The sequence below is a fragment of the Winogradskyella eckloniae genome (assembly GCF_013249045.1).
In the GTDB taxonomy this organism is placed as follows: domain Bacteria; phylum Bacteroidota; class Bacteroidia; order Flavobacteriales; family Flavobacteriaceae; genus Winogradskyella; species Winogradskyella eckloniae.
Window position 1 is genome coordinate 180,578 of the sequence record NZ_JABRWP010000003.1, and the last position, 23,109, is coordinate 203,686.

Consider the following 23,109-nt stretch of genomic DNA (forward strand, 5'->3'; position numbering starts at 1 on the left):
ATCATGATTTTTAAATTATATCTAATTCGGTACGACTAATATCTCTACACGTCTGTTTTTACTTCTATTTTTATCCGAGTCATTTTTTAGCAATGGTTTAGATTCTCCATAACCTTTTTCTTGCCACTTAAATTCAGTACTTGGTATTAACACCCTTAGTGCTTTAGATACACTTTTGGCACGTGCAAGTGAAAGTGATTTATTGGATGCTTCGCTACCGACATCATCTGTATGACCTTCAACAATAACTTTTCCTTTTTTAAGAACAGTAATACTATTTACTAATTCTTTTAAAGCACTAATACCTTCAGCTTTTAATTCGCTTTTACCAGAATCAAATAAAACCTGACTGTCTAAGTTTAATCGCATCGCAGATCCAATTGCAGCGATAGCATCTACATCTGCTCCAGGAACACCACTTTTTTCTTTTAGATCCTTGAATCTAACATAATAAAAGAGTTCATTTGGCTTAACAAATGGTCTTATGTCAACTTCAGCAACGCCACCATCTATCTTGCCGATTTTAATCCAAGTTTTTCCATCTTTAGAGATTTCTAGTTCAGTAGGTTCTAATTGTCCAATTTCGAATAAATACAAATCAGGTCCATTGACATCTACCAAAGCGTTGTCTGTAAAACGAATTGTGAGTGTACCAGCAAGACCAAGACTATAAATGCCTGTGGCATCATCAAAAGTTTCAATAACATCTGGTTCTCCAAGTACATTTTTTACGTCTTGAGTTAGTAGTTTTGGGTGATTAACCTTTACCACTTCATCTGCAAAAGACAAAGGACCTAGAGGTAAATACACCGTTTTTTTTAGATTACCAACGTAGCTTACGCCAACATCATCGCCATAAAACAAATCAGGATTTAATTGTTTAAATTTTCGTTTGGCAGCTTGTGATTTGCGTTGAATATCTTTATGAAAAACATTAACAATTTTCTTTTTATGCGTAATAACACGTTGGTATTGAGGACTTGCCTTCAACGTTCCTGAAGCGATAGCTTTTTCTGTAGCTTCTAATTCCGCAAGAAGTTCTTTAGATTCTTTTTCGCTATGCATTTGCCCAGCCTTATCACTAAGTTTTTTTATTTTCTCTAATTCGTTTGCACTTGCTTTAACTTCATTTTTACGTTCAACATCACTCATAACATAGCCAGCTTCTGTGATGTCGAGTTGAGACATAACATTGGTGCCAGCTAAGGAATCAATCTTTTTTAATTTCGCCATTGTTGCTTCAGGACCAGATTCTGCTTGTACAATGAGAATAGCTTCTTCTAATGATAGGCCAGTTAGAGTTTGTCTTGAACTTAGTTGTTCTTTTGAAATTTTTCCTTTTAGAATTATTTTGTCATCGTTAGCCGCTTGTCGTTCTTTCATGGCTTGCTGTGCAAGAATTTTTAGACTATCAGGATTATTAATAAGTTGCTCCATTGACTCACGAGACACACCACTTTGTTCTAACATATCTAACAAGGCGTTAGTATCAAATTCTAAATCAGTATTATTGTTTGTGTCTGATCCTTCTAGTAAGCCTTTACTCATGTTTAGAAGGTTGCTGATTTCAGAATTGGTGTCTTTATTAGTGGTCTTTTTTACATCTTCCTCTTCAGTATGTGAACCTGAATTTGATTTAGATTGTGAATTAGAATCAGTAACCTTAGAAGAATTGTTTGAACTTTTACCGCAAGCATAAATGGTACTTACAATTAAAATAAGAAGGAGTAATTTTTTCATGGCTAAATTTTATTTATGGATTTTAGATGCTTTTAATGCGTTTAGGACTGCAAACATTTGAATTTCATAACTTTCTCTACTCCTAATTCTACCGTGTGCAGTTCCATAACATGCACTGATTTCTAGTAGATCTTCCTCCATTGATGCTATATATTGATCAAATTTTTTATTATATGCCTCTTTTAAATCGTCCATTGCAGGTCTCACTTTATGTAATAAGATAGGAGTCCAAGCCATTCCGCCTCCACCAGGAAGTGATGACAATGCATTCCCGTATTCAATCCAGTCATTTAAATCTGTAGCTTTCTTTAAATAATATTTTTGAAGAAAATTAAAATAAGCACGATGTGTATTGAATTTGTTCTGGCCACGTTGAATACAACTTCGACAAGCATCTAAATCTTCACAGTAAAGGATCATTTCACCTCCATCATCAAAATCATCAAAGTCATCCTCATATTCTTCATCTTGTTGAGATAGTAAATCAACTTGCTGTTGTAACTGTTGTATTTGTCTTCGTAATCTATTAAGTTCCTCATTCGTTCTATCTGTAGGCAATGTCCTTTGATCTCCTTGAGTTCTTTCACCTAGACTTTTTACTCCATAGTTTTCGTTAAATTCATCACGATCTTCCTGCATTCTTCTTCGAATTTCAGATATTTCATCTCCTGATAATTCAATTGAACCTTGATTAGGATTTAGTTCAACCGGTTGATATGTTTGACCATCGTCGTTACTGACATGTGCTGTACGATCCATAGCAGGCCTTACTCCAGGGTTGTTATAATCTACTGGGACCTGATTTTCTACATTAGTAGACTGATAATCTACAAAGACGGACTCCATATTTGATGGTGGTACATTATGAGGTATAGATCCTTGAGAAATTACTATCTGTGTAAAACCTAATGAGATTATTAAAAGCATAGTCACTTTCGAAGATTTGTTTTTCAAAATAAATATGGCAAAAAGTATTGCGATGATAGCCAGCAGACCAATGATAACGTACATTAATGTATTGTCACTATTAGAGTTGGAGTTCTTAGTAGATGCACTTTCAGTGTTGGAAGACGTAGAGCCATCTTCATTAAATAGTTGACCCATATAACCTAATTTTCGCATGTGTTGGGTGTACTCTTCTTTATCATTTGTAATACGAATTAAAGATTGGGTTGAAGGAAATTGTAGACCAACTTTTACGGTTATGAGGTATGGAATACCTGCGACTTTAGAACTGATTCCTAATCCTGCTGAACCCATGGTTCTAAAGGTTTTAGTTGCATATTTTTCGCCGTCAGTTGAAATTTTTGATTCTACTTTTTCCCAGTTTTCTTTATGAAAACTTAAATCAACATTATGATCTGGTGCTTTTGAGATAATTGAGACCATAACAGGAGCTTTAATATCTAAGTCATTAATGATGAATTTTTGTAAAGAATCTAAACTGCCTGTTGTCCACTCAATGGCTCCAGAATACATGCCATTATCTAGTTTATTTAGCTTAATCTCATGCGTAATAATCTTGCCAAATGGGTCAGTGAGTTGAGCAAAAACAATATGGCTCAATATTAGAAAGAGTAGTGTGATTAAAGTTTTCATAGTGGTATTGTTTTTTATTAATTATTTATTACCAAATACTTTATGAAGATCTGAGTATCCTACACCACTAAATTTTAATTCAGAAAAAGAAATAATAGCCATAGATTGGTCCTCTAGTTCCCCTTCTTCAAACCTAATTTTCATTTGTATGACCTCTGCAGTACCTGATGCCACTTGAGCATTAGATAAATCTAAGGTTCCTGAGATTTTACTATCAGGTAAACGTTTGCCTCCTTCATTAAGTAACTGATACATGGCGCTCATTGTGCCACCTCCTTTTTTAGACGTTTTAAGAATGGCTGTAGCTTTTTCTAATTCATAGTTATCTCCATCGTAAAAAAGTTGCACACTTTCTGAGCCTTTATTTAGCTTCTTTTTAAACGTAATAATTGCCGTTCGTTTTTTTGTTTTTGGATGCGTGTCTACAATACCAGATGCTTTGGTGTAGTGCCAGTCTTTACCATTGATTTCGCAAAGAAAAGTACCATTTGTATCTGTTTTCTTTTTAGTAGCTTTTTCAGTACTCGCTATTTCCGTCGTTTCTTTTTCTGTTATTTTTTCTGTTTCTGTTGACATTTTTTTGTCATCACTACAAGATGTTACGAGCAGGATGAAGACTATTAATAATTTGAAGGTTTTCATAGTTTTATATTTATAGTTTGTGTTAAACATAATTGACAGCTTTATTTTTTGAAGGTTGTTTTTTGTATCACTTTGTTCTTATGCATTATTTTTAATACATACGTTCCAGGTTGTAAATAATTAATATTGAGGTAGATTGTTTTAGTAGGAATCTGATCAATCTGGCCTTGTAAGGATGTACGTTTTTTTTTCATACACTACAAAGCTAGGAGGAAGGTTCTCTTTAAGATATAAGAAATGTAACAAGTACTATGACTATTGTAACATGTCAGTAATAGCCACAGTTATCAGCGTATTTATGCTATGGTAATTTGTGATTTAGTTACGCTTAGCGTATTCAGAAGGTGTACAATTATAGGTTTCTTTAAAGCATTTAGTAAAATAAGAATGGTCATTAAAACCAACAGAGTAACCGATTTGAGACATATTGATATCTGAGTTTTTTAGAAGTTGTGTCGCAAGTTTAAGGCGTTGAGAACGAATAAATTCTGAAGCCGTGAGGCCTGTTAGAGCTTTTAATTTTCGGTGTAATTGCATACGGCTCATACCAACTGCTTCTGAAAATTCTGAAACATTAAAGGAAGGTTCTACAAGGTTATCATCTATAGCAACTTGAACTTTTTTCAGAAATTTTTCGTCTAAATTAGTAAAGGCGATGTCTTTAGGAAGTAATACTAATTCTTGACTATAACGTAGTTGTAATTGGCGTCTAGATGCGATCAGTTTTTCAACCTTTAGGATTAATAATTTTTTATCAAAAGGTTTGGTAATATAGTCATCTGCACCAACGTCAACTCCAGTAAATTGACTTTCTATAGTTGCTTTTGCTGTGAGTAGTATAATTGGGATGTGTGCTGTAAGTTCATTGGTTTTAAGTTCTTTTGTAAGTTCAATACCATCTTTTTCTGGCATCATTATATCAGAAATTACTAAATCTGGTATGTGTTCTAAGGCCAATTCTACACCCAAATTTCCATTTGCTGCAGTGATCACATTGTAGTTGCTATCAAAGGTTTGTTTCAGTAAATGTCTTAAATCATCGTTATCTTCAACTATTAATAATATTGGCAATTCGCTGTCAATAATTTTGTCATTGTCTTCGGTGTTGGCATTATAATGTAATGTTACATCTTTTTTAATTTCATTATTAGGATTAACAATAAGGGCATTTTTACCAAAGTTGGTTTTGTTTAAATTAAGACGTACATCAAATGTTGTTTCTTTATTTGGTTCGCTTTTTACATCGATAGAGCCTTTATGTAATTCTACTAGTTCTTTTACTAAGGCTAATCCAATGCCTGATCCTTGATTTTGCGCATTGGTTTGGTAAAAACGTTCAAAAATATTTTCGATATCATTGGATGTTAACCCTTTTCCGGTGTTTGAAATTTTAAAAATCAACGTGTCATTATTAGTATAGGCTTTACACGTTACTGTGCCATTCTCTGGTGTGTATTTAAACGCATTTGATAATAAATTGATAGTGATTTTTTCCACAGCATCTTTATCAAACCAACCAATAGAATTTGTGGGCGTAATATCGATATTATATGAAATGTTTTTTTGCGTTGCGTAATAAGAAAAAGACGCGCTTAATGCAGAGATGAGCTGAGTGATATTGCCTTGTTGAATTTGTAATTTTAGTTGACCATCATCGATTTTAGATAAATCTAAGAGTTGGTTAACAAGTTCTAAAAGGCGTTCAGAATTTTGCTTGGCAATAGTGAATTGCGCTCTTTTTTGATGAGATATTGTTTCATCTAATAAGGTATCTTCAATCGGACTTGATATCAGTGTTAATGGTGTTCTAAATTCATGAGAAATATTAGTAAAGAAATTAGATTTTAAAGCATCTATGTCTTTTAATTTGGTGTTCGTTTTTTGTCTGTTACGATAAAGTATATAAAAAAATAGACCAGCTACAGACATAATTCCAATACCACCTAAAAGCAAGTTGCGTTGGTTGAGTTTCTGTTGTTCTACCGTTTCATTTTGGGATTTTAATAGCGTAATTTGTTGTTCTTTTTTTTCAGTTTGATATTTAGAATCTATTTCTCTTATGGATGCAATATTGTGAATGTTGTTAAGTGAATCTTTGAGTTTGTAGGTTTGTTCTAAGGTGGTATACGCTTTTGTGTAATTGCGGTCTAAAGCGTAAGCTTCAGATAGACTTTTTAATGTTTTTTGCTGCATTAAGGTATTGTCTTCATCATTATAATTTAGCAGTAGGTCATTTAAATAATAGATGGCTTTTTTGGGCTCTTTTTTGTTGATATATAATTTTCCAAGTTCAAGAATGGCTTCGGCAGATTCAAAACTGTATTTTTTATCTTTATGCATTTGAAATCCTTCCTCTAAATAACCTTCTGCTGCATCTAAATCGCCTTTTTTTATTCGTATTAAACCTAAATAAGTACTTATTTGTGCTACAGATACATCTTCCTTTATGCTTTTAAAATAAGAATAGGTTTCTTGTAATATGCTGTCTGCTAATGCGAGTTCGCCTTTACGATAGTAGGCTGCACCTAAATGAAGGTCTGTTGTTTTTAGATAGAATGACACATCTGCCGGAATTCTTTTAAATTCATTATTGGCTTTCTTAAAATAGCTTATTGAGGTATCGTAATCCTTAAGGTCGTCATATATGGTTCCTAAACTTTGATATGTAGCTGCGATGATATCAGGCCGTTGTGGTGTAGTGCTGTGTATGGAGTCTGCTTTTAAAAAATAGGAGATGGCCATATTCAAATTATTCTGTCTTCGGTATGCATTTCCTAGCGCAGTATAGGTGTCTGTTATAATGGGTAAATCGTCCATATTTATAGCAACTTCTAAGCATTTATTACAGGTATCTATGGCATTTTCTGTTTCTCCTAAAAAGTAATGTATTCTGCAAAGTCCATTTTGAGCTAGTGCAATACCTCGTAAATATTTATGTTCCTTTGCTAATTGTGTGGATAAGTTGAAATAGAATATTGCAGAATCTAATTGTTGAATTCTTCTAAAATAATGTGCTTTAAAATAAGGAGCTTCAACTAAGGCTATAACATACTTTTTTTCTATTCCAAATGCTTTTATTCTTGCGGTATAGATTAAAGAACTGTCTGGATTTGGGTTGATGTGCTTTGCATAGTGCTGTTTTAATGTTAAATATGTAATTGAATCGTTTTCTGATAACACCTTCGTATTATGTTCTGATTGTGCGAATGAAGCAAAATGTATATAGAACAAACAGAATAGAACATAATATCTCATAGTGTTGAATTAGATGGGTTGATGTAATCAATTTAAACGTCATTTTTGCCAAAAAAATCCTTGTATGTATGTTACAATATTTTTTTAGATAAATGGCGTTTTTTTATAGATTTAATTCAGCAATATTAAGAATTTCAGACACTTAAGTCTGGTTAATATGTAACAAAATATGTTACATACTTTATAAAGTTATGAGAACTACCTTATTTATTTGGGAAAAAAAGCCTTGATGTATTAAAGTTATCGTCTTAAGGCAAAATGACCTGTATATGTTGAACCATCGATGAAATTTGCAACATACCAATAATCATCACTCGGAACCAAGTTGCCATTAAATCTACCATCCCAACCATCTAAAAAAGTGAGTTGTTGTGTGATTAATTGACCGTATCTATTAAATATTTCAATTGAAGTGATATGTTGAAACTGTTGTTCTGATCCGAATACTTTCCAAACAGGATTATCTTCGTCGCCGTTTGGTGTGAAGAATTTAGGAAATCCTAAAACAGAAATGGTTTCTTCAGTAATTCCACAACCATTTTTATCCTTAACATAAATGGTATGAAAACCTGTAGAAACATTAGAGAAAGTATAATTGGCATCGTAGTAAAATCCTTCAGGATCATCTAATGCAATTTCATAATCTCCAGCTCCAGAAATAGTAATTGTAATGGTGTTGTTCGGTGCAATTCCTTCTATGTTTACATGGTCAATAAGACCTTGTTGCGATGATAAAACAGTAATGGTTCTACTCGAGGAGCAACCATTAGGATCTGTAACAATTACAGTATATACACCAGGTTCAGTGACGTCATAAAATAAGGTGTCTATATCAGTCGCAGCACCATTAAATAACCATTGGTAATAATAATTATTAGGCAAATCGTTGAGAACACCACCAAAAATGGTAAGTGGTTCTTGCTGCGCATTGCTACAGTAAAAAACCGATTCATCTGCTTGCAGTGTAGGCGTGTATAGTACATTTAAATTTGCTGTAGATATACTGTAGCACTGGCTATTACTATTGACTTTTACATAAATGGTTTGTGTATCTAATTCGCTATTGGTAAATGTTGTTGGTAGCGGATTATTTTCTAGGATAGCATCGTATTCAGATTCATAAAATGTAACAAATGCATCAGTAGGTATGTCATCTTGTATAGCGGTTGTTATCTCATTAAGATTGAAAGAAGCCATGCCATCTATAGTGTCTCCATCACATTTTTCTAAATCTGGAATAGCCATGACGTTATTAGACGTTTGTAACTCTAATTCTGCAACGGCGTAACAATTAGCATTATTGACTAACCTCGCATAAACCGTTTGAAAAGGTATGGTATTTTGAAAAGCTTCGGGATTAGAAATGGCATTTGTGTTTGATGCGGCATCAGAGGCTGACAAGAAAAAACCAGAAATAGTATTGTCTTGATTTCCATTGGTTAATTCAACAGCAGCGTCAAATAAGTTAAAAATCGTAATGCCGTCTTGGTTAAGATCACATTCTATTAAGACAGCGTCAAAACCAACAGGCAGTGGAGCATATTCTATTATAACTTCGCCATAAGATTTACAGCCATTTTCTAAGGTTACTTCGACATTGTATCTGCCAGCTTCAGTAACGGTGTATTTGCCACAATTAAGACAATTCGCTGATTGAGATTCAACCAATATATCATCTTTATACCAATCGTAACTATTTTGTCCTTCTTGTGAAGCATTTAATTCTAGCGTTTCGCCTTCACAAAGAGCAGTATTAGTTTCAATAAGTAAATTAGGGCCTAAATCTGAAGATAACTCAAAACTACTCGCTTCTAAAAATACGGCAGAATCATATCTGTAGTTGTGCTCATCTGCAATCACTAATTTTACGTGGTAGGTTTCGTTTGGGATAATATTAGCTGTAGCTGTTAAAATATCAGTTTGCCCATTAAAATTAATAGGAGCATCTGCACCATTAAAACTACCAAAATAAGTTGCGTTAGTAGGAGGGCAGTTGCCAGGAACTCCTGGTGTTACAGTTGTTACTTTTACAGGTGTATTGGTATCTGGGACTAAGGCTATATTTTCATATGGTTCCTGACTCGTTGCTGGTCGAATTAAAAAGCCAAATAAATCTGAAAACAAGCATGTGTTAGCATTATTTTCTTGGTATTCTTCTGAGGCAAAAATATAATTGAAGCTGATCTGCGTAGCAACTGAGGTAAATTCAAACTCTAGTATTGTTGCATTTAGTGTTCCTGTTTCGGCAAGTGCATTTTCTAAATCGTTATCACCAACCCAATTTGCGGCATCATCATCACTTAAACTCGTATTAGGACCAGGTACATTTTGTAGCCTGCCTGTACTTAGAACAATTCCGCTTTCAAAAGGAAAACTTGTTCCAGTAGCATCAAAATAGCCATAACTTTGATCAGCACCTCCAAAATCGCCTCCTACGATATTAGTCACTGTAACATTTTCAATACAATCACTATCTATTAAGATGTTTTCAATAAGCTCTTGTGGTGTATACGTTTGGCTATCTACAGTAATATTCTGAGCATTTGAATATACTGATATTATAATGGCAATGAAAAGGACTAATCGCTTCATATTCTAATTAAGGGAGTGCAAAGATAAGCATCTTACAACTTTTGCTCTTAAAAAAGATGTTAAACCTCCAGTGTTATCGACGTAGTGCAAAATGACCTTTTATTTCAAAGGCCTTTCCATCTTGTATGATTTATTTGATATTCCGCAGAAATTAAAGAAATAATAGTGTTGAAGAATTATTACAAAGATTGAATTTTTATAAATTTTATTATAAAATAAAACCCTCTAATTTAGAGGGTTTGAATTTTCTTAATGGTAAGACATAACACTATGTTATTATGAATTCTATATGCAAATAATTAGCGTTTTAATGTAAAATGTCCTTTGACGTCAAAAGCAATTGTACCTTGTTGTACGTGGGCTATAAACCAATAGTCACTGGTTGGCATTTTATGACCGTTATAATAACCATCCCATCCTGGAGAACTAGAGTTTAATTGTTTTATTAGTTTTCCGAAGCGATCAAAAATATCAATTGTTGTGCCTGATAGCGTTTCTATGCCTATAATATGCCATGTGTCAAAAGCACCATCGTTATTTGGTGTGAAAAATTTAGGAATATCAACTACGAGTACTTCTTTGGTTACGTTAGCACAACCATTTAAATCTATGATGGTCACAGTATGGTATCCCATGGCTACATTTTCGAAATGATTAGATTCTTGCGGTTCAAAATCATCCAATTGATAGAGGTAATCACCAATACCACTAATGGTCACTGTTATGTTATTCGGATCTGAAAAATCTACCACTTCAGTAGTTTCTATGGTTGCAGTTTCTGACTCAGATACTCCAAAATATTCGGTGTTTTCACAACCGTATTGTGTCGTTACTTTTACCCAATAACTGCCAACAGCTGTAATCTCAATTTCTGGTGTTATATCTCCAGTTGACCACAGGTATGTATCTGTTGCTATATTTGTATTAGCTGATACAATTAGAGGATCACTTTCTAAACAGATGACCTGGTCACCAATATCTAAAACCGGAAGAGGATATACAATAGTAGTAAAGCTTGTAATGTCGTAACACCCAGTATTATTGTTTTCTACACGAGCGTATATCGTTTCATTATTGTATGCTAAATAATCCAATTCTAGAACAGATGTCTTTTCACTGGCCTGTAACTCAGAATTGTGATAGGATACCGTAAATAAATTTGAGTTTTGTCCGCCAAGAATAGTCGAGGATTGTTGCGATAAATCAAATTCTAAAATACCGTCAAAATCATCATCACAAGCGGCTAAATCATTAGGTTGATTTGCGGTTGGCAATGGATTGACATTGATATTAAATTTATTATACGTAGAACAATGTGTTGTACTGTATTCGGTTCTCACATACAAAGTGTCAAAATTGGTTTGATACGTGTAATTTGTATCTAGAGCATTTGTATTTGCTATGGCATCTGCCTCATTGTCAAAATAACTAAATAGAACATTGAAGTTGGTGTCTCTAGCAACGGAATTAATATCGGTTAAATCTACAGATTGCGTTGCATTGGCACAGACATCAAAGACTTCAAAATCATTAATTATTGGTGGTTGGTTTACAATTAACTCTATAGGTGTTGTAACATAACAATTAGAGATCGTGTTTGTTACAGTCATATAAACCGTTTGAGGGTTTGATGTATTGGTGTAATTTTCAGGGTTTGCAATTTGATTTGACTGAGATTCTGAATCTTCGAAGTTTTCGTAAAATGTAAATTCAAGATCTTCTTGTCTAACATCTAAAACATTTGATTGTGCAAACGTAAGGTCAAACTGAAGTGTTCCGTCGGTATCATCATCACATTCAATTAATGGATCAGCAGGTGCTACATCTGGTGTTCTAATGACATTAATTACAAATGAAGTAATAGATTGACAGATGGTTCCATTGTCTATTTGAACATAGATTTGTTGTGGATTAACCGTATTCTCAAACTGTAATGGAATTTCATTAGTGTCATTAATAGCATCATCTTCTGAAGTAAAGAATTTTACCGTTTCTATATCTGGAATACCTGCAGAAATCTCAGTGATTTTATCAGTGAAATCAAACATGGTAGAACCATCAACAACACTATCATCACAAACAAGTAAATTAGTAGGTTCGTTATATATTGGGTTTGTACCTACTTCAATTAAAAATGAAGATGTTGTATAACAAGATGTATCGGTTAGGTTATCAATCCTAACATAGATCTCTTGAGGATTAGTGACGTTTTCGTAAATACTAGTTTTATCGATGGCATTTGTTTTATTATCTGCATCGGTTTGATTGGTATAATAACTCACATCCTTTCCGGTCTGACCACTTAAGGCTTCCTCGTCTTTATTTTGAAAAATGAACTCTCCAAAACCATCAGAATTATCTTCACAAAACGTAAGTTCATTGACATAATTACTTAAATCACCTACAAACGGTAATGTGTTCACAATAATATCTAACTCTTCAATGGCATAACAGCCTGTATTTGTATTCTCTACACGCATTAATACAATTTCTGTTTGCGCTTCGTAATTAGATAAGTTTGTTATGGCATTTTCATCTAATTGGGCATCAGATAGTGAATTATGGAAAGTTACACTACGATTTGGAGTGGCTAAAATTGAAACAGGAATGCTGTTATTTAAATTAATCGTTGAAAAACCATCTCTATCTGCATCACAAATAATAATTTGATCTGGCGTTTCGCTTTCTGGTGCTGGTAGCACTGTCACTTCAAATGAGTTAGCGTCATAACAACCTGTTTCCGAAGATGTAATTCTTGGATGTAATGTAAATGGGTTGGTTGTATTTGTATAAAAATTAGGAAGTGCGTTAGTATTGTCCTCAGCATCTTGTGCTGTAGGATAGTAAGTAACTGTAAATCCATCTTGCCCATTGGTAACTTCAGCATCTAATGTTGATAGGTCTGTAGTTGTAAAACCGTCTTGATCTTCATCACAAATGGTTGTGCTTATTATAGAATCAAAAGTTTCAATTTGGTTTAATATTAAATCGAACTCTGCAAATTCTTCACACGAACTATTTTTTAAAGTAATATATATTGTTTGAGGATTATCTTGGTTGGTATATGGAATGTCTGGATTAATTTCATTAGCATTGTTTTCTCTATCTATTTCCGTTTCAAAATACGCAATCGTTATACCTTCTATGTTATTTACAAAATTGATTGTGATATCATTGAAATGAAATTCTTCTGTACCATCATCATCAAAATCACATAGGGTAATGTCATTGATAGTAGTACCTGTAAGTAAAAGATTGGTATGTAATTCAATAGGAACAATAGATGCACAGTTTGAGTTATTACTTTCTACTCTAATATATACAACTTGCTCTTCACTTACGGTATTTGGATAGTTGGTGTCATTGGCTATAGGATTCGCTCCAGTTGTTGCGTCTTCAGCCGTTTCATGGAACGTAACCGTTACATCTGTTAAGCCTTCTAAAACTTCAGGAATGATAGATGTAAGGTCAAAATCTGCATAACCATCATGATCTGCGTCACAGGCATCAATATAATGAGGTTCCATATTTATTACAGGACTTTCTAGTACTGAAATATCTAAAGTTGTTGTACTTATACAACCAGTTTCAATATCTTGTACACTTACAAATAATTGCTCAGTAGGATTTGTATTAGTGTATGGCATTGGATAGGCATTTATTCCATTTGCGGCATCACTCGCTGTACCATGATATGTCACTACAAGACCTTCTTGAGATAAAGTTATTTCTGCATCTTTAAGTGCATTTAAATCCATTGCCGTTGTGCCATCTCCAGATTGATTATCACATATTTCTAAAGCGGTTGGGTTGGTTATTATTGGCTTTGAATTTACAACCAAATCAAAGTTAGAATAGGCTAAACAACCATTTACAGTGTCTTCAATTCTAACATAAATGGTGTGTGGATTACCTATATTTTGAATAGGAGCATTTATGGCATTTGTATTGGTTAAGGCATCAGAATCGGAATAATGATAAGATACGGCATAACTAGAATTAGGAACTGAAGCTATGACTTCTGCATCTTTTGTAGATAAATCAAAAGTTTCTACACCATCATTACTAATGTCATCACAGAGTGTAAAATCAGTTAGTGGTTCTGCGGTTTGCGCAGAATTTAATGTAATATTAACTTCATCTTCAATAATACAAGAGTTTCCGGCAAGCGGTAATGAAATCTCAACTCTATACGTACCAGATACTACAGCAGTAAGCGTTGGCTGATTTTCTGAAGGCATTTCTACATCATTTAAAAACCAAGAGTAAGTAGCGCTAGTGTTTTGAATATTACCATTTAAAAAGGCACTATTTGCACATGTTGTGAGGTCCTCTCCTAAATCTACAGAAGCATCAAAACTGTTTCCTTCTATAAATACTGCAGAATCGTAATTTTTATCTGTTTGATCTGCTATTACTAGCTTTATTTGGTATTGTACATTGGGTTGAATCGCTGCTGTTGCAGAGAGTACAGTAGTTCTACCATTATAATTGGTGTCTCCTAAGTTGTAACCTTCAAAATACTCTTCATTTGAAGCACTACAAAAACCAACAATATCATCGTGTACAGTATTTGTATTGACTGGTATTGAGGTCCCTGGAACTAATGCAATATTTGTATAAGGATCACTTGTGCCGCTTTGCCTTATTAGAAATGCAAATCCATCTGAATATTCACATGGGAAATTCCCGAAATATTCTTCAGAGGCGAGTATATAATTAAATTGAATTTGGTTGGATATGGAAATGAAATCAAACTCAATGGATGTGGCATTTACAGTTCCAGAAATACCAAGTGCTGTTTCAAGATCACTATCAGTAAGCCAAGTTTCGTCACCATCGTTAAGAATATCATTGTTTTGTCCGTTACCAGCAGAATTGGCATTACCTGTTGTTAATACAATTCCGTTTTCAAAAGGAAAATTGGAGGCACCTTTTTCAAAATAGCCGAAGCTACCTATACCAATTGATGATCCGTTTGAGGGTGAGGAAATATTAGAGACTTCTACACAACCTTGTATTAAGGTGTTTTGTATTAAGTCTTGTGGTGAAACTGAATTATCTACGGTAACTTGTTGAGCAAACGATATGCTACAAATTAAGCCCATAAATAAGCAGAGGGAGCGATTTAAATAAGTCATTTAGTTTCGGTTAAGTTTAAAAGTTTGGTGTAGAGTTGATTTGGGGTCTACTAATACACATGCTTTATGATGGCCGAAAAATAGAATTAAAAAAGATGAAATACAAAAAAATACGTTGAAATGCACTAAATGTTAACATATTTCACGTAAATCAGTCATAATTGAAAGAAAATTATTTCAAAAATTGGATTTAAAAATAAATTTGATTGCATTATTTCAAAAATATTTTGTAGGAAAATCTACCAATAAGTTGAATGTTTCAATTAAAAAATGGAGGGACTTTAAATGTCTTGAGGGAAATTGTATTTATTGAATACCGAATAAAAGTATGCTAACAAAAACGTAATTCCAAAAAAATAAGCTGAACGACTTAAAATTTTAACACTTTTAATAATTTACATAAACCCATCCCATGCTTGGCTGAAAATTTGAATCATTCAAATTTAAAATGTAATAATAGGTGCCAACAGGTACTTTATTTCCAATATTATTAAGTCCTCTGTTGATTTCGCCAAACCAAGGTTTATTGTTGTCACCTTCAAAAATTAAGTTACCATACCGATTATAAATCTGCAATTCGTGTTCGGTAAAAATATCATATAAACCTTGAATATTAAACCAATCATTATAGCTGTCATTATTTGGAGAAAATCCTTGTGGAATATAAGGTGGGCAATTTTCAACAATTAGATCAAATTGAAAAATTTCATAACACGGAGGGCTTTCTACGCGTACATAAATCGTTTCTGGCATAGAAGTGTAATATTCTGTTAACACAATGGATTGGGCGTTGTTTTCTAAGGCTTCTAGGTTGGTGAAAAAACTAATATTGTCCATAATAAGATCCATGCCTTCTAAAGCATCAAATAAATTAAATGTGGTAGTTTCAAAACCTTCGTTACAACCAATAACTCCTGGTAATAGCATTATTTCAGGAATGACAAGTAGTTCTATTTCAATAGCCATGGTATTGTTATTTTCGTTGGTCTCGGTTACAATACCACTCATAGTGCCATCATCGTCAACAACGGCTAAGACAGTAACATTGCTATCTGAATTGTCTGGTAAGGTGAGTACAATTGAATTGCTTTCGCTTGCGTTTATTTCAATATTATTCTGTGTTACGCTTTGGCCAATGAGTACGTTATTATGGTAAAATGCTATTGGTGTGTCTGCCGGTAAAATTGCTGTACTATTGGTGTTGTAAACGGTATAATATAGTTCAATTGAATTGTTACCGCAATTAACACTATAATCGTCAGTATTAATGGTGGCATCTGGTAATTGACTATTGAGGACAGTGATAATATTGTTGATCATTACAAAATCTTGTCCTGAGGTCAGTTGAATGGTTGCAGAAGTATCGCCAATATTAATATTGTTCTGAATATTATAAACATCAATATCCATATTATATAAATTTGATGCTCCTGTAAACGAGTTCGTTCCATTAAATGCGTTGTTGGCTGGGTTTAGCGGAAAGTTACTAATCACACTGCCGTTTATGGTTAGTTGTTCATTCACAGAGATACCACTATCTCCTTCCCATGCTACAAAACCAATTTTTGCATTATCATTATCTAAAACATTCAGATTATCCAAGGTTATACTTAAAAATGTGGGTACACTTTGTAATCCATCATACACATTGAGCTGATTTAACGGTAGGTCAGTGTCTTCATAAATAATAGTGATCGCCCAACCACCAAAATTTGTTCCTGTTGGACAATATGAAGGAATGACACCAGATAAATCAAAATCTGAAACGGTATAATCGCCATTTCCTTCTGATAAAATAATGGAAGTCACATCTGCATAGGCAGCAAAAAACACACGGTCTGCGTCTAAAGCATCCGCAAAAGAGCGCTCAGCATTGATTGTGATTCCATTTAATTTAATATTTAAATCTCCTAGGCCAGAGCCTGCCCAATAGAGGTATGCTGCAACTATATTTTGATTTGAATTAAGATTAAGACTAGCCGTTGAGCTCGTTAAAATGGCACAAGTTGCTTCAAGACCATTTTCTTCAGAATTTAATGTATTGCCTATTGCTGTGTAATCATATCTTCCGTTAAATTGTTGAAACAAGGAAATATCTTGAGCCACTGCTTGGGATGTAGCACAAATAAAAAGGCTAAAAACTATTAAAAGTTTTTTTGTCAAAGCTATAGGAGTCATAGTTGTAATTACATCATTAGTGTTATCGTTTTAATGAGAAATGACCTGTTAAATTTCTTCCATCTTCTAATTTTACTTTAAACCAATAATCGCTACTTGGCATTTTAGTTCCATTAAAAGTGCCATCCCAACCTGCACTTAATGGGTCTAATCTTTTTAAAAGTTTTCCGTATCTATCAAATATATAAATGTATGTGTTTGGCTGAAATTGCGATGAAATTCCACTGACTTGCCAAAAGTCATTTTCTGAATCATTATTTGGTGTAAAAAACTTAGGAAAACCAATAACAGATACGGCCTGTTCTGCGATGCCACAATTATTTTTGTCTCTTACATATACTGTATGTAGTCCAGATGGTACGTTTACAAACGTATTAGCGTCTTGGTACGGACCGTCACTATTATTAAGGGCATACTCATAATTACCACCATTACCAGTAACAGATATTGTAATGGAATTATTTTGTACAGCGTCTAAAACATCTATTTGCGTTATAGTAGCAATGGTAGAAGGTAATACCGTAATTGTTCTATCCTTATAACATCCATTAGAATTGGTAACGCGAACGGTATAATTTCCAGGTGTATTGACCTCAATGGTTGTGGTAGTCTCTCCTGTAGACCATAAATAACTGTAATTATTAGGAATGTCATTAATCACACCACCAGTTAAGGTTGTGGTGGCAGGTGCGAGGTTTTCACAGTAAATAGTGTTATCTGTGATTTCAATATTTGGTAATTCAAAAACCGAAAGTTGAATGTCACTTATGCCATAACACGCATTTGAATTTTCTACTCTGGCATATATTATTTGATCGTACGCCATAGTATTTGTATAAATGGGGTTTAACGGATTGTCTTCTATTAAAGCATCATTATAGGTTTCATAAAAAGTGATATCTAAATTTGTTGTGGTTGTATTTGCTATGATGTCATTATTAATCGTACTCAAATCAAATGTCATAAAACCATCTTCTGTACCATCTGTATCACATAGCGCTATACTTGCATTATTAGAATTTGTTGTACTCACTTCTAATGATATTTCTCCAAAATTTACACAACCTGTATTGGTGTTGGTTACTCGTGCGTATACAATTTGAGGATTAAAAAAATTATCAAACGATGTTCCGTCAATAGCGTTGTTTTGATTTTGGGCGTCAATTTGTGATAAGTAAAATTCTACCGAAGAATTTGATTCTTGATTAGTTATATCATCTATAGCTTCTGTTAAATTGAATGTTGTAAACCCTTCTGGGATGCCATCTTCATCACATTGAATGAGCGATACATTATTGGCGGTTGGTTTAGATAGTACTGTAGCTAAAAACGAAGTGAATGTTACACAACCTTGATCTAAATCTTCTATTCTTACAAATATTTCTGTAGAACCTGAAATGGTATTATTAAAATTTAACGGTAGTGGTGCCGTTTCAGATTCTGCATTGGCCTGAGTTAGGTAATAACTTATGTCGTAGTTAATGCCTGTAATTCCGTTAATAATTTCTTGGCTTTTGGTGTTGAAATTAAACGTTGATAGTCCATTTTGATCGTCTCCATCTGTATCATCGTCACAAATCTCAAAATCCGTGGGCTGATTGAAGTTGGTTAGGATAGTAACATTTAATGTAAAACGATTAATTATAAAACATCCTGTGGTTGAATTTTCTATTCTAACAAAAATTTGTTGGCTACCTGTAGTGTTTGTAAATACATCACCTAACGCACCAATGTTTATATTGGCATCACTTTCTGATAAATGGTAACTAACGAGTACGTCAGACTCACCATTGATGATGTCTTGTGAGAGTTGGCTAAAATCAATTTCTCTTATAGTATCGTTGTAAGGTGCGGCATCATCACAAATCGTAATATTTGGTAATAATAATGAATTAGAATTGGATAATAACGGATTCGTAGGGCCTTCAGGAAACGTAGCAGTTCCCGTCCAATTTATTGAAAACGGACTATTGCCAATAGGTCTATCAATTACTATAAAGTAACTTTCACCAGCAAGGACATCAATATCACTTACAAAACTGTCTCCATCTGCTCCTGGTCCTTCATTAGTCGCAGGATCAGTGTTGTTTAAACCTGTTAAGTTATTACCTTGGTTGGCAGCAGCAGGATTTGTAGTTGAGCAACGTATGGCTTGCCCAATAGCACCACAACTAACATTTGGACCAAAAATAAAGAAGTCATAATCTTCATTTATACTGTTACTTCCTGGTGTTAGCGTAAATGCCAAAGTGCCACTGGTAGCAATATTAACTTCTAACCAAAGACTGTTGTTTTCTTGTCCAGAACATGAGTTAGAATTATTTAGTTCTTGCGTTCCATTTCCGTTTACATCTAAGCTAAAGTCTGAATTGCCACAAACAGTAACCGCAAATTGACAATCATTTGGTTCTTGTGCAAAAACCGATAAATTAAAAATAAATATAAGGGTAATTGAAAGTGTATATTTAGATGTAGTTACAAATTTATTGGTCATCGTTTTAAGGTAAAATGATTTTTAAAAACACGGCCGTCTTCTAATGTAACTTTAAACCAATAATCACTTGTTGGCATTTTAAATCCATTATAATTTCCGTCCCAACCAGGACTCAATGGGTCTAGTTCTTTTAAAAGTTTTCCGTATCTATCAAATATATATATTGTTGAATTGGCTTGAAACTGTTCTGTAATGCCATAAACTTGCCAGAAATCATTTATGGAATCATTATTGGGCGTGAAAAATTTAGGAAAACCGATTACAGATACAGATTCTTCTGTGATGCCACAGTCATTTTTGTCTCTAACATATACAGTGTGGATTCCAGGAATGACGTTGAGAAATGTATTACTGTCCTGGTATGGCCCTAAAGCATCATCTAACGCATATTCATAGTTTCCAGAACCACTCACAATAACTGATATTGTATTATTTTGAGAAGCATCGGTCACGTCAATACTCGTGATAGAAGCATTAATTGACGGTAAAACAGTGATAGTTCTGTCTTTATAACAACCATTTGTATTAGAAACTCTAACCGTATAGTTGCCAGGTGCATTAATTTCAATTTCAGAGGTGTTCTCTCCTGTAGACCACGCATAGTAATAATTATTAGGCAAGTCGTCTTGCACACCACCATTTAAAAGAATAGGTTCTGGATAAGTGTTTAAGCAATATATAGTATCATCTGCTGTTTCAATATTTGGTAAACTAAAAACAGTTAACTCAACTTCACTGATACCAAAGCAGTTGTTGTTATTTTCAACACGTCCAAATATCGTTTGATTATATGCCGTTGTATTCATAAAAGAATTCCCAAGAGGATGTATTTCTAATAAGGCATTTTCATAGGTTTCATAATAAGTTAGGTTGACATCACTGGTAATTTGTGCTAAAACAGCATTGTTAGCATCTGTCAAATTAAAGGTCATAAAACCATCTTCAATTCCATCGGTATCGCAAAGTTCTAAACTTGTGTTTAGCGATGAGGTTGAACTAACCTCTAATGTAACCTCACTAAAGTTTATGCAATTAGAATTGGTATTAGACACTCTAGAATAAATGGTGTGAGGGTTGTAATAATTTTCAAAAGCATTCGCATTTATAGGATTTTCTTGGTTCTCTGCATCCATTAGAGATATATAAAACTCAACAATAGAGCCTTCGACGTTATCGGTAATGTCCGCTATATGGTTATTTAAATTAAATAATGTATAGCCTTCGGGAATACCATCTTCATCACATTGTAGAATTGTAATATTATTAGCAATAGGAACAGGATCTACACGCAAATTAAAACTTAAAGTTGTATAGCAGTTTTCATTCTGACTATTTTCTATTCTAACAAAAATTTGTTCATTAAAAGCAGTGGTGTTTGAATAATTAATCGGAAAAGCAGAAGCATTGGCATCTGCATCATCTTGTGAGGAATGAAATGTAACGCTAGTTTGGCTGACATCTTGTTCTCCAAAAATAGAAGGTATAAAGGTTTCTAGATTTACAGCACCTATACCGTCTATAGGATTATCAAGGTTATCACAAATAGCAATATTATTTAATGCAGAAAACAATGGCACATTAAAAACTTCAATAGAAAAGGAATTTATATCATAACAGTTTGGGTTTTCTGAATTTTCTACTCTTGCAAAAATTGTTTGAGGGTTTTCGATATTACTATAAGGAAAGATTATACTGTTTTCACCAGAATTGGCATCTTCCAAAGTTTCAAAATAAAGAACATTATACATCGAAGGGTCTTGGTCTAGTAATGCTTCTGAATCTTTAGATGAAAAATTAAAATTTTGAACACCATCATTAGTGAAATTATCACAGACTTCAACATCTGATAAAGCATTTGCAACCGGAATGTCAAAAACACCAACTACAGCACTGCCTTCAATGGGACATTCCCCATTATTAGGTTCTATATAAACTTCGTAATATCCAGGAGTGTCCACAAATAATTGAAACGATGTTTCTGGTAATGCCGCATTATTAAATGTCCAATAATAATCTGCGCCAGGAATATTTTGAGCTTCTAACGTATAAGAATCATTAGTGCAAAGTTTAAGTTCTGTTGTACTAATACCGTTTTGTATTATGTCTATTTCCGAATTAAAAAGTGATTGAATAAATGGTGGCAACCCTATTCTGCTTTTATTTAAATTTGTGCCATTAAAATCAATCAATATACCTTGCTCATTGTAGTTAGCAGCCGTGCCATCTGCTTCTGGATTAGCAATTACGCCTAAGTAATCTGAGATATTATCATTACCAGAATAACTCAGTTGAGCTCTGTAAATACGTCGGTCTATACCTAACTGCAAGGCTCCTGCAGTCATCTGTGATGAGGAATGAATAATTTGTATAGAATTTATGATATCTGAACTTTCTAAATCCCATTGCATAACATGGCTAGTACCTGCACCTCCAGCGCCTTCGCTAATAGTGGCATAGACTTTTCTATTTTCAGCAGAAAATTCTACACCATATGGACTGTTATTATTTTCTGGACCATAAAGTTCTATATGATTAGATATTACACCTGTTTCGTTATTAAAATCATATAAATCCACACTGCCTGCAGCATTATCACCTGGTGTTGTAGCTTTGCCAAAATTGGCTGCAATTAGTTTTGAAGCATCAGGAGATGCCTTTAAATACCCTAAAGAATTTCGTCTGTAGCCTGAAATTGGTATGTTAGGTCCAACAGTAGATATAACAGGAGTCGTATTTACACCATTAACATCAACTCTAAAGGCATAAAACTTGTCGCCAAAATGAGTAATGACCCAAAAAGAGGAGCAATCCTCTGCTCTTACCGCTGTGATTTTTTCAGAACATTTATATTGTAAATCTAACGTTGAAGAAGGGTCATAAGTTATTAAATGCATGTTTTTTTCTACAGCATCGACATCTCCTAATCCGCCGTTGAGCGTCATATCTATTAACGAATAATTAAAACCATTATTAAAACCATCATCTTCATTAGGTACGCTACCACCTTGGTCATAAATGCCTGTAAATTGATTTGGATAAGCACTTGCATTATCGTGATGTGGTTCATCTACAGTAAACAAATAATATTTTGTAGGATCTTCTGGCTTGGGTACTATTAAACCAGATGATGTACTAGATGGGTCACCTAAAAGCCCAGTACCAGCAAAATAATTTCCGTTGGACATAATTTGGTGGTTGCTATTCCAAACCGTCCTTCCGTCAGAATAGAATTGTAAATTACCATCTGCATCAGAAATGGATGTACAGCCTTCTAACGTATTTATTTGTCCTCCTGAAATCGCCGTAACCGTTCCATTTTCTGCATTAAATTGCAAGCCAGCATTTTGCCCAAAATACCAAAATGAAGCTTCATTTTGAGCAAATAAATGCACACTAGTTATTATAAGTATAAAAACTAAATAATTCTTTTTCATAAGAGCTTAACCTTGCAATTCATACTAATTTACT

9 protein-coding genes are annotated in these 23,109 nt (G+C 33.7%); all 9 read right to left on the bottom strand.

The annotated features are described in order from the left end of the window. Positions 1 to 21 precede the first annotated feature (21 nt). The 9 genes from HNV08_RS06165 to HNV08_RS06205 all read right to left on the bottom strand — a co-directional run bounded on the left by HNV08_RS06165 (position 22) and on the right by HNV08_RS06205 (position 23,075). The gene (locus HNV08_RS06165; RefSeq protein WP_173280300.1) at positions 22 to 1,740 is read right to left on the bottom strand and encodes an OmpA family protein; all 1,719 of its coding nucleotides are present in this window, start codon (positions 1,738 to 1,740) and stop codon (positions 22 to 24) included. Positions 1,741 to 1,749: 9 nt separating this feature from the next. Then, on the bottom strand, positions 1,750 to 3,339 hold the full coding sequence (locus tag HNV08_RS06170) for a hypothetical protein (RefSeq protein ID WP_173280301.1): 1,590 nt from the start codon (positions 3,337 to 3,339) through the stop codon (positions 1,750 to 1,752). A 21-nt stretch (positions 3,340 to 3,360) separates the two neighbouring features. After that, a complete protein-coding gene (locus HNV08_RS06175) occupies positions 3,361 to 3,915 on the bottom strand; it encodes a hypothetical protein (RefSeq protein WP_173280302.1) in 555 nt (184 codons plus the stop codon). 384 nt (positions 3,916 to 4,299) lie between these two features. Further along, complete coding sequence (locus HNV08_RS06180; RefSeq protein WP_173280303.1) at positions 4,300 to 7,236, bottom strand: response regulator; 2,937 nt, start codon at positions 7,234 to 7,236, stop codon at positions 4,300 to 4,302. Positions 7,237 to 7,476: 240 nt separating this feature from the next. After that, positions 7,477 to 9,828, bottom strand: a complete 2,352-nt coding sequence (locus tag HNV08_RS06185) for a choice-of-anchor L domain-containing protein (RefSeq protein WP_173280304.1) — start codon at positions 9,826 to 9,828, stop codon at positions 7,477 to 7,479. A gap of 299 nt (positions 9,829 to 10,127) precedes the next feature. Next, positions 10,128 to 14,969: a T9SS type B sorting domain-containing protein gene (locus HNV08_RS06190; RefSeq protein WP_173280305.1), complete on the bottom strand. Its 4,842-nt coding sequence runs from the start codon at positions 14,967 to 14,969 to the stop codon at positions 10,128 to 10,130. Between the two features lie 387 nt (positions 14,970 to 15,356). Then, complete coding sequence (locus HNV08_RS06195) at positions 15,357 to 17,132, bottom strand: T9SS type B sorting domain-containing protein (RefSeq protein ID WP_241697187.1); 1,776 nt, start codon at positions 17,130 to 17,132, stop codon at positions 15,357 to 15,359. Between the two features lie 37 nt (positions 17,133 to 17,169). Continuing rightward, entirely contained in the window at positions 17,170 to 19,641 is a 2,472-nt protein-coding gene (locus tag HNV08_RS06200; RefSeq protein ID WP_173280307.1) for a T9SS type B sorting domain-containing protein, read from the bottom strand. After that, positions 19,638 to 23,075: a T9SS type B sorting domain-containing protein gene (locus HNV08_RS06205; RefSeq protein ID WP_173280308.1), complete on the bottom strand. Its 3,438-nt coding sequence runs from the start codon at positions 23,073 to 23,075 to the stop codon at positions 19,638 to 19,640. The genes HNV08_RS06200 and HNV08_RS06205 overlap by 4 nt, the downstream gene beginning before the upstream one ends. Positions 23,076 to 23,109: the final 34 nt, after the last annotated feature.

Coding starts and splice junctions, on each gene's coding strand:
- HNV08_RS06185 (WP_173280304.1), bottom strand. CDS start 9,828: ATGAAGCGATTAGTCCTTTTCATTGCCATTATAATATCAGTATATTCA.
- HNV08_RS06180 (WP_173280303.1), bottom strand. CDS start 7,236: ATGAGATATTATGTTCTATTCTGTTTGTTCTATATACATTTTGCTTCA.
- HNV08_RS06200 (WP_173280307.1), bottom strand. CDS start 19,641: ATGACCAATAAATTTGTAACTACATCTAAATATACACTTTCAATTACC.
- HNV08_RS06170 (WP_173280301.1), bottom strand. CDS start 3,339: ATGAAAACTTTAATCACACTACTCTTTCTAATATTGAGCCATATTGTT.
- HNV08_RS06190 (WP_173280305.1), bottom strand. CDS start 14,969: ATGACTTATTTAAATCGCTCCCTCTGCTTATTTATGGGCTTAATTTGT.
- HNV08_RS06205 (WP_173280308.1), bottom strand. CDS start 23,075: ATGAAAAAGAATTATTTAGTTTTTATACTTATAATAACTAGTGTGCAT.
- HNV08_RS06175 (WP_173280302.1), bottom strand. CDS start 3,915: ATGTCAACAGAAACAGAAAAAATAACAGAAAAAGAAACGACGGAAATA.
- HNV08_RS06165 (WP_173280300.1), bottom strand. CDS start 1,740: ATGAAAAAATTACTCCTTCTTATTTTAATTGTAAGTACCATTTATGCT.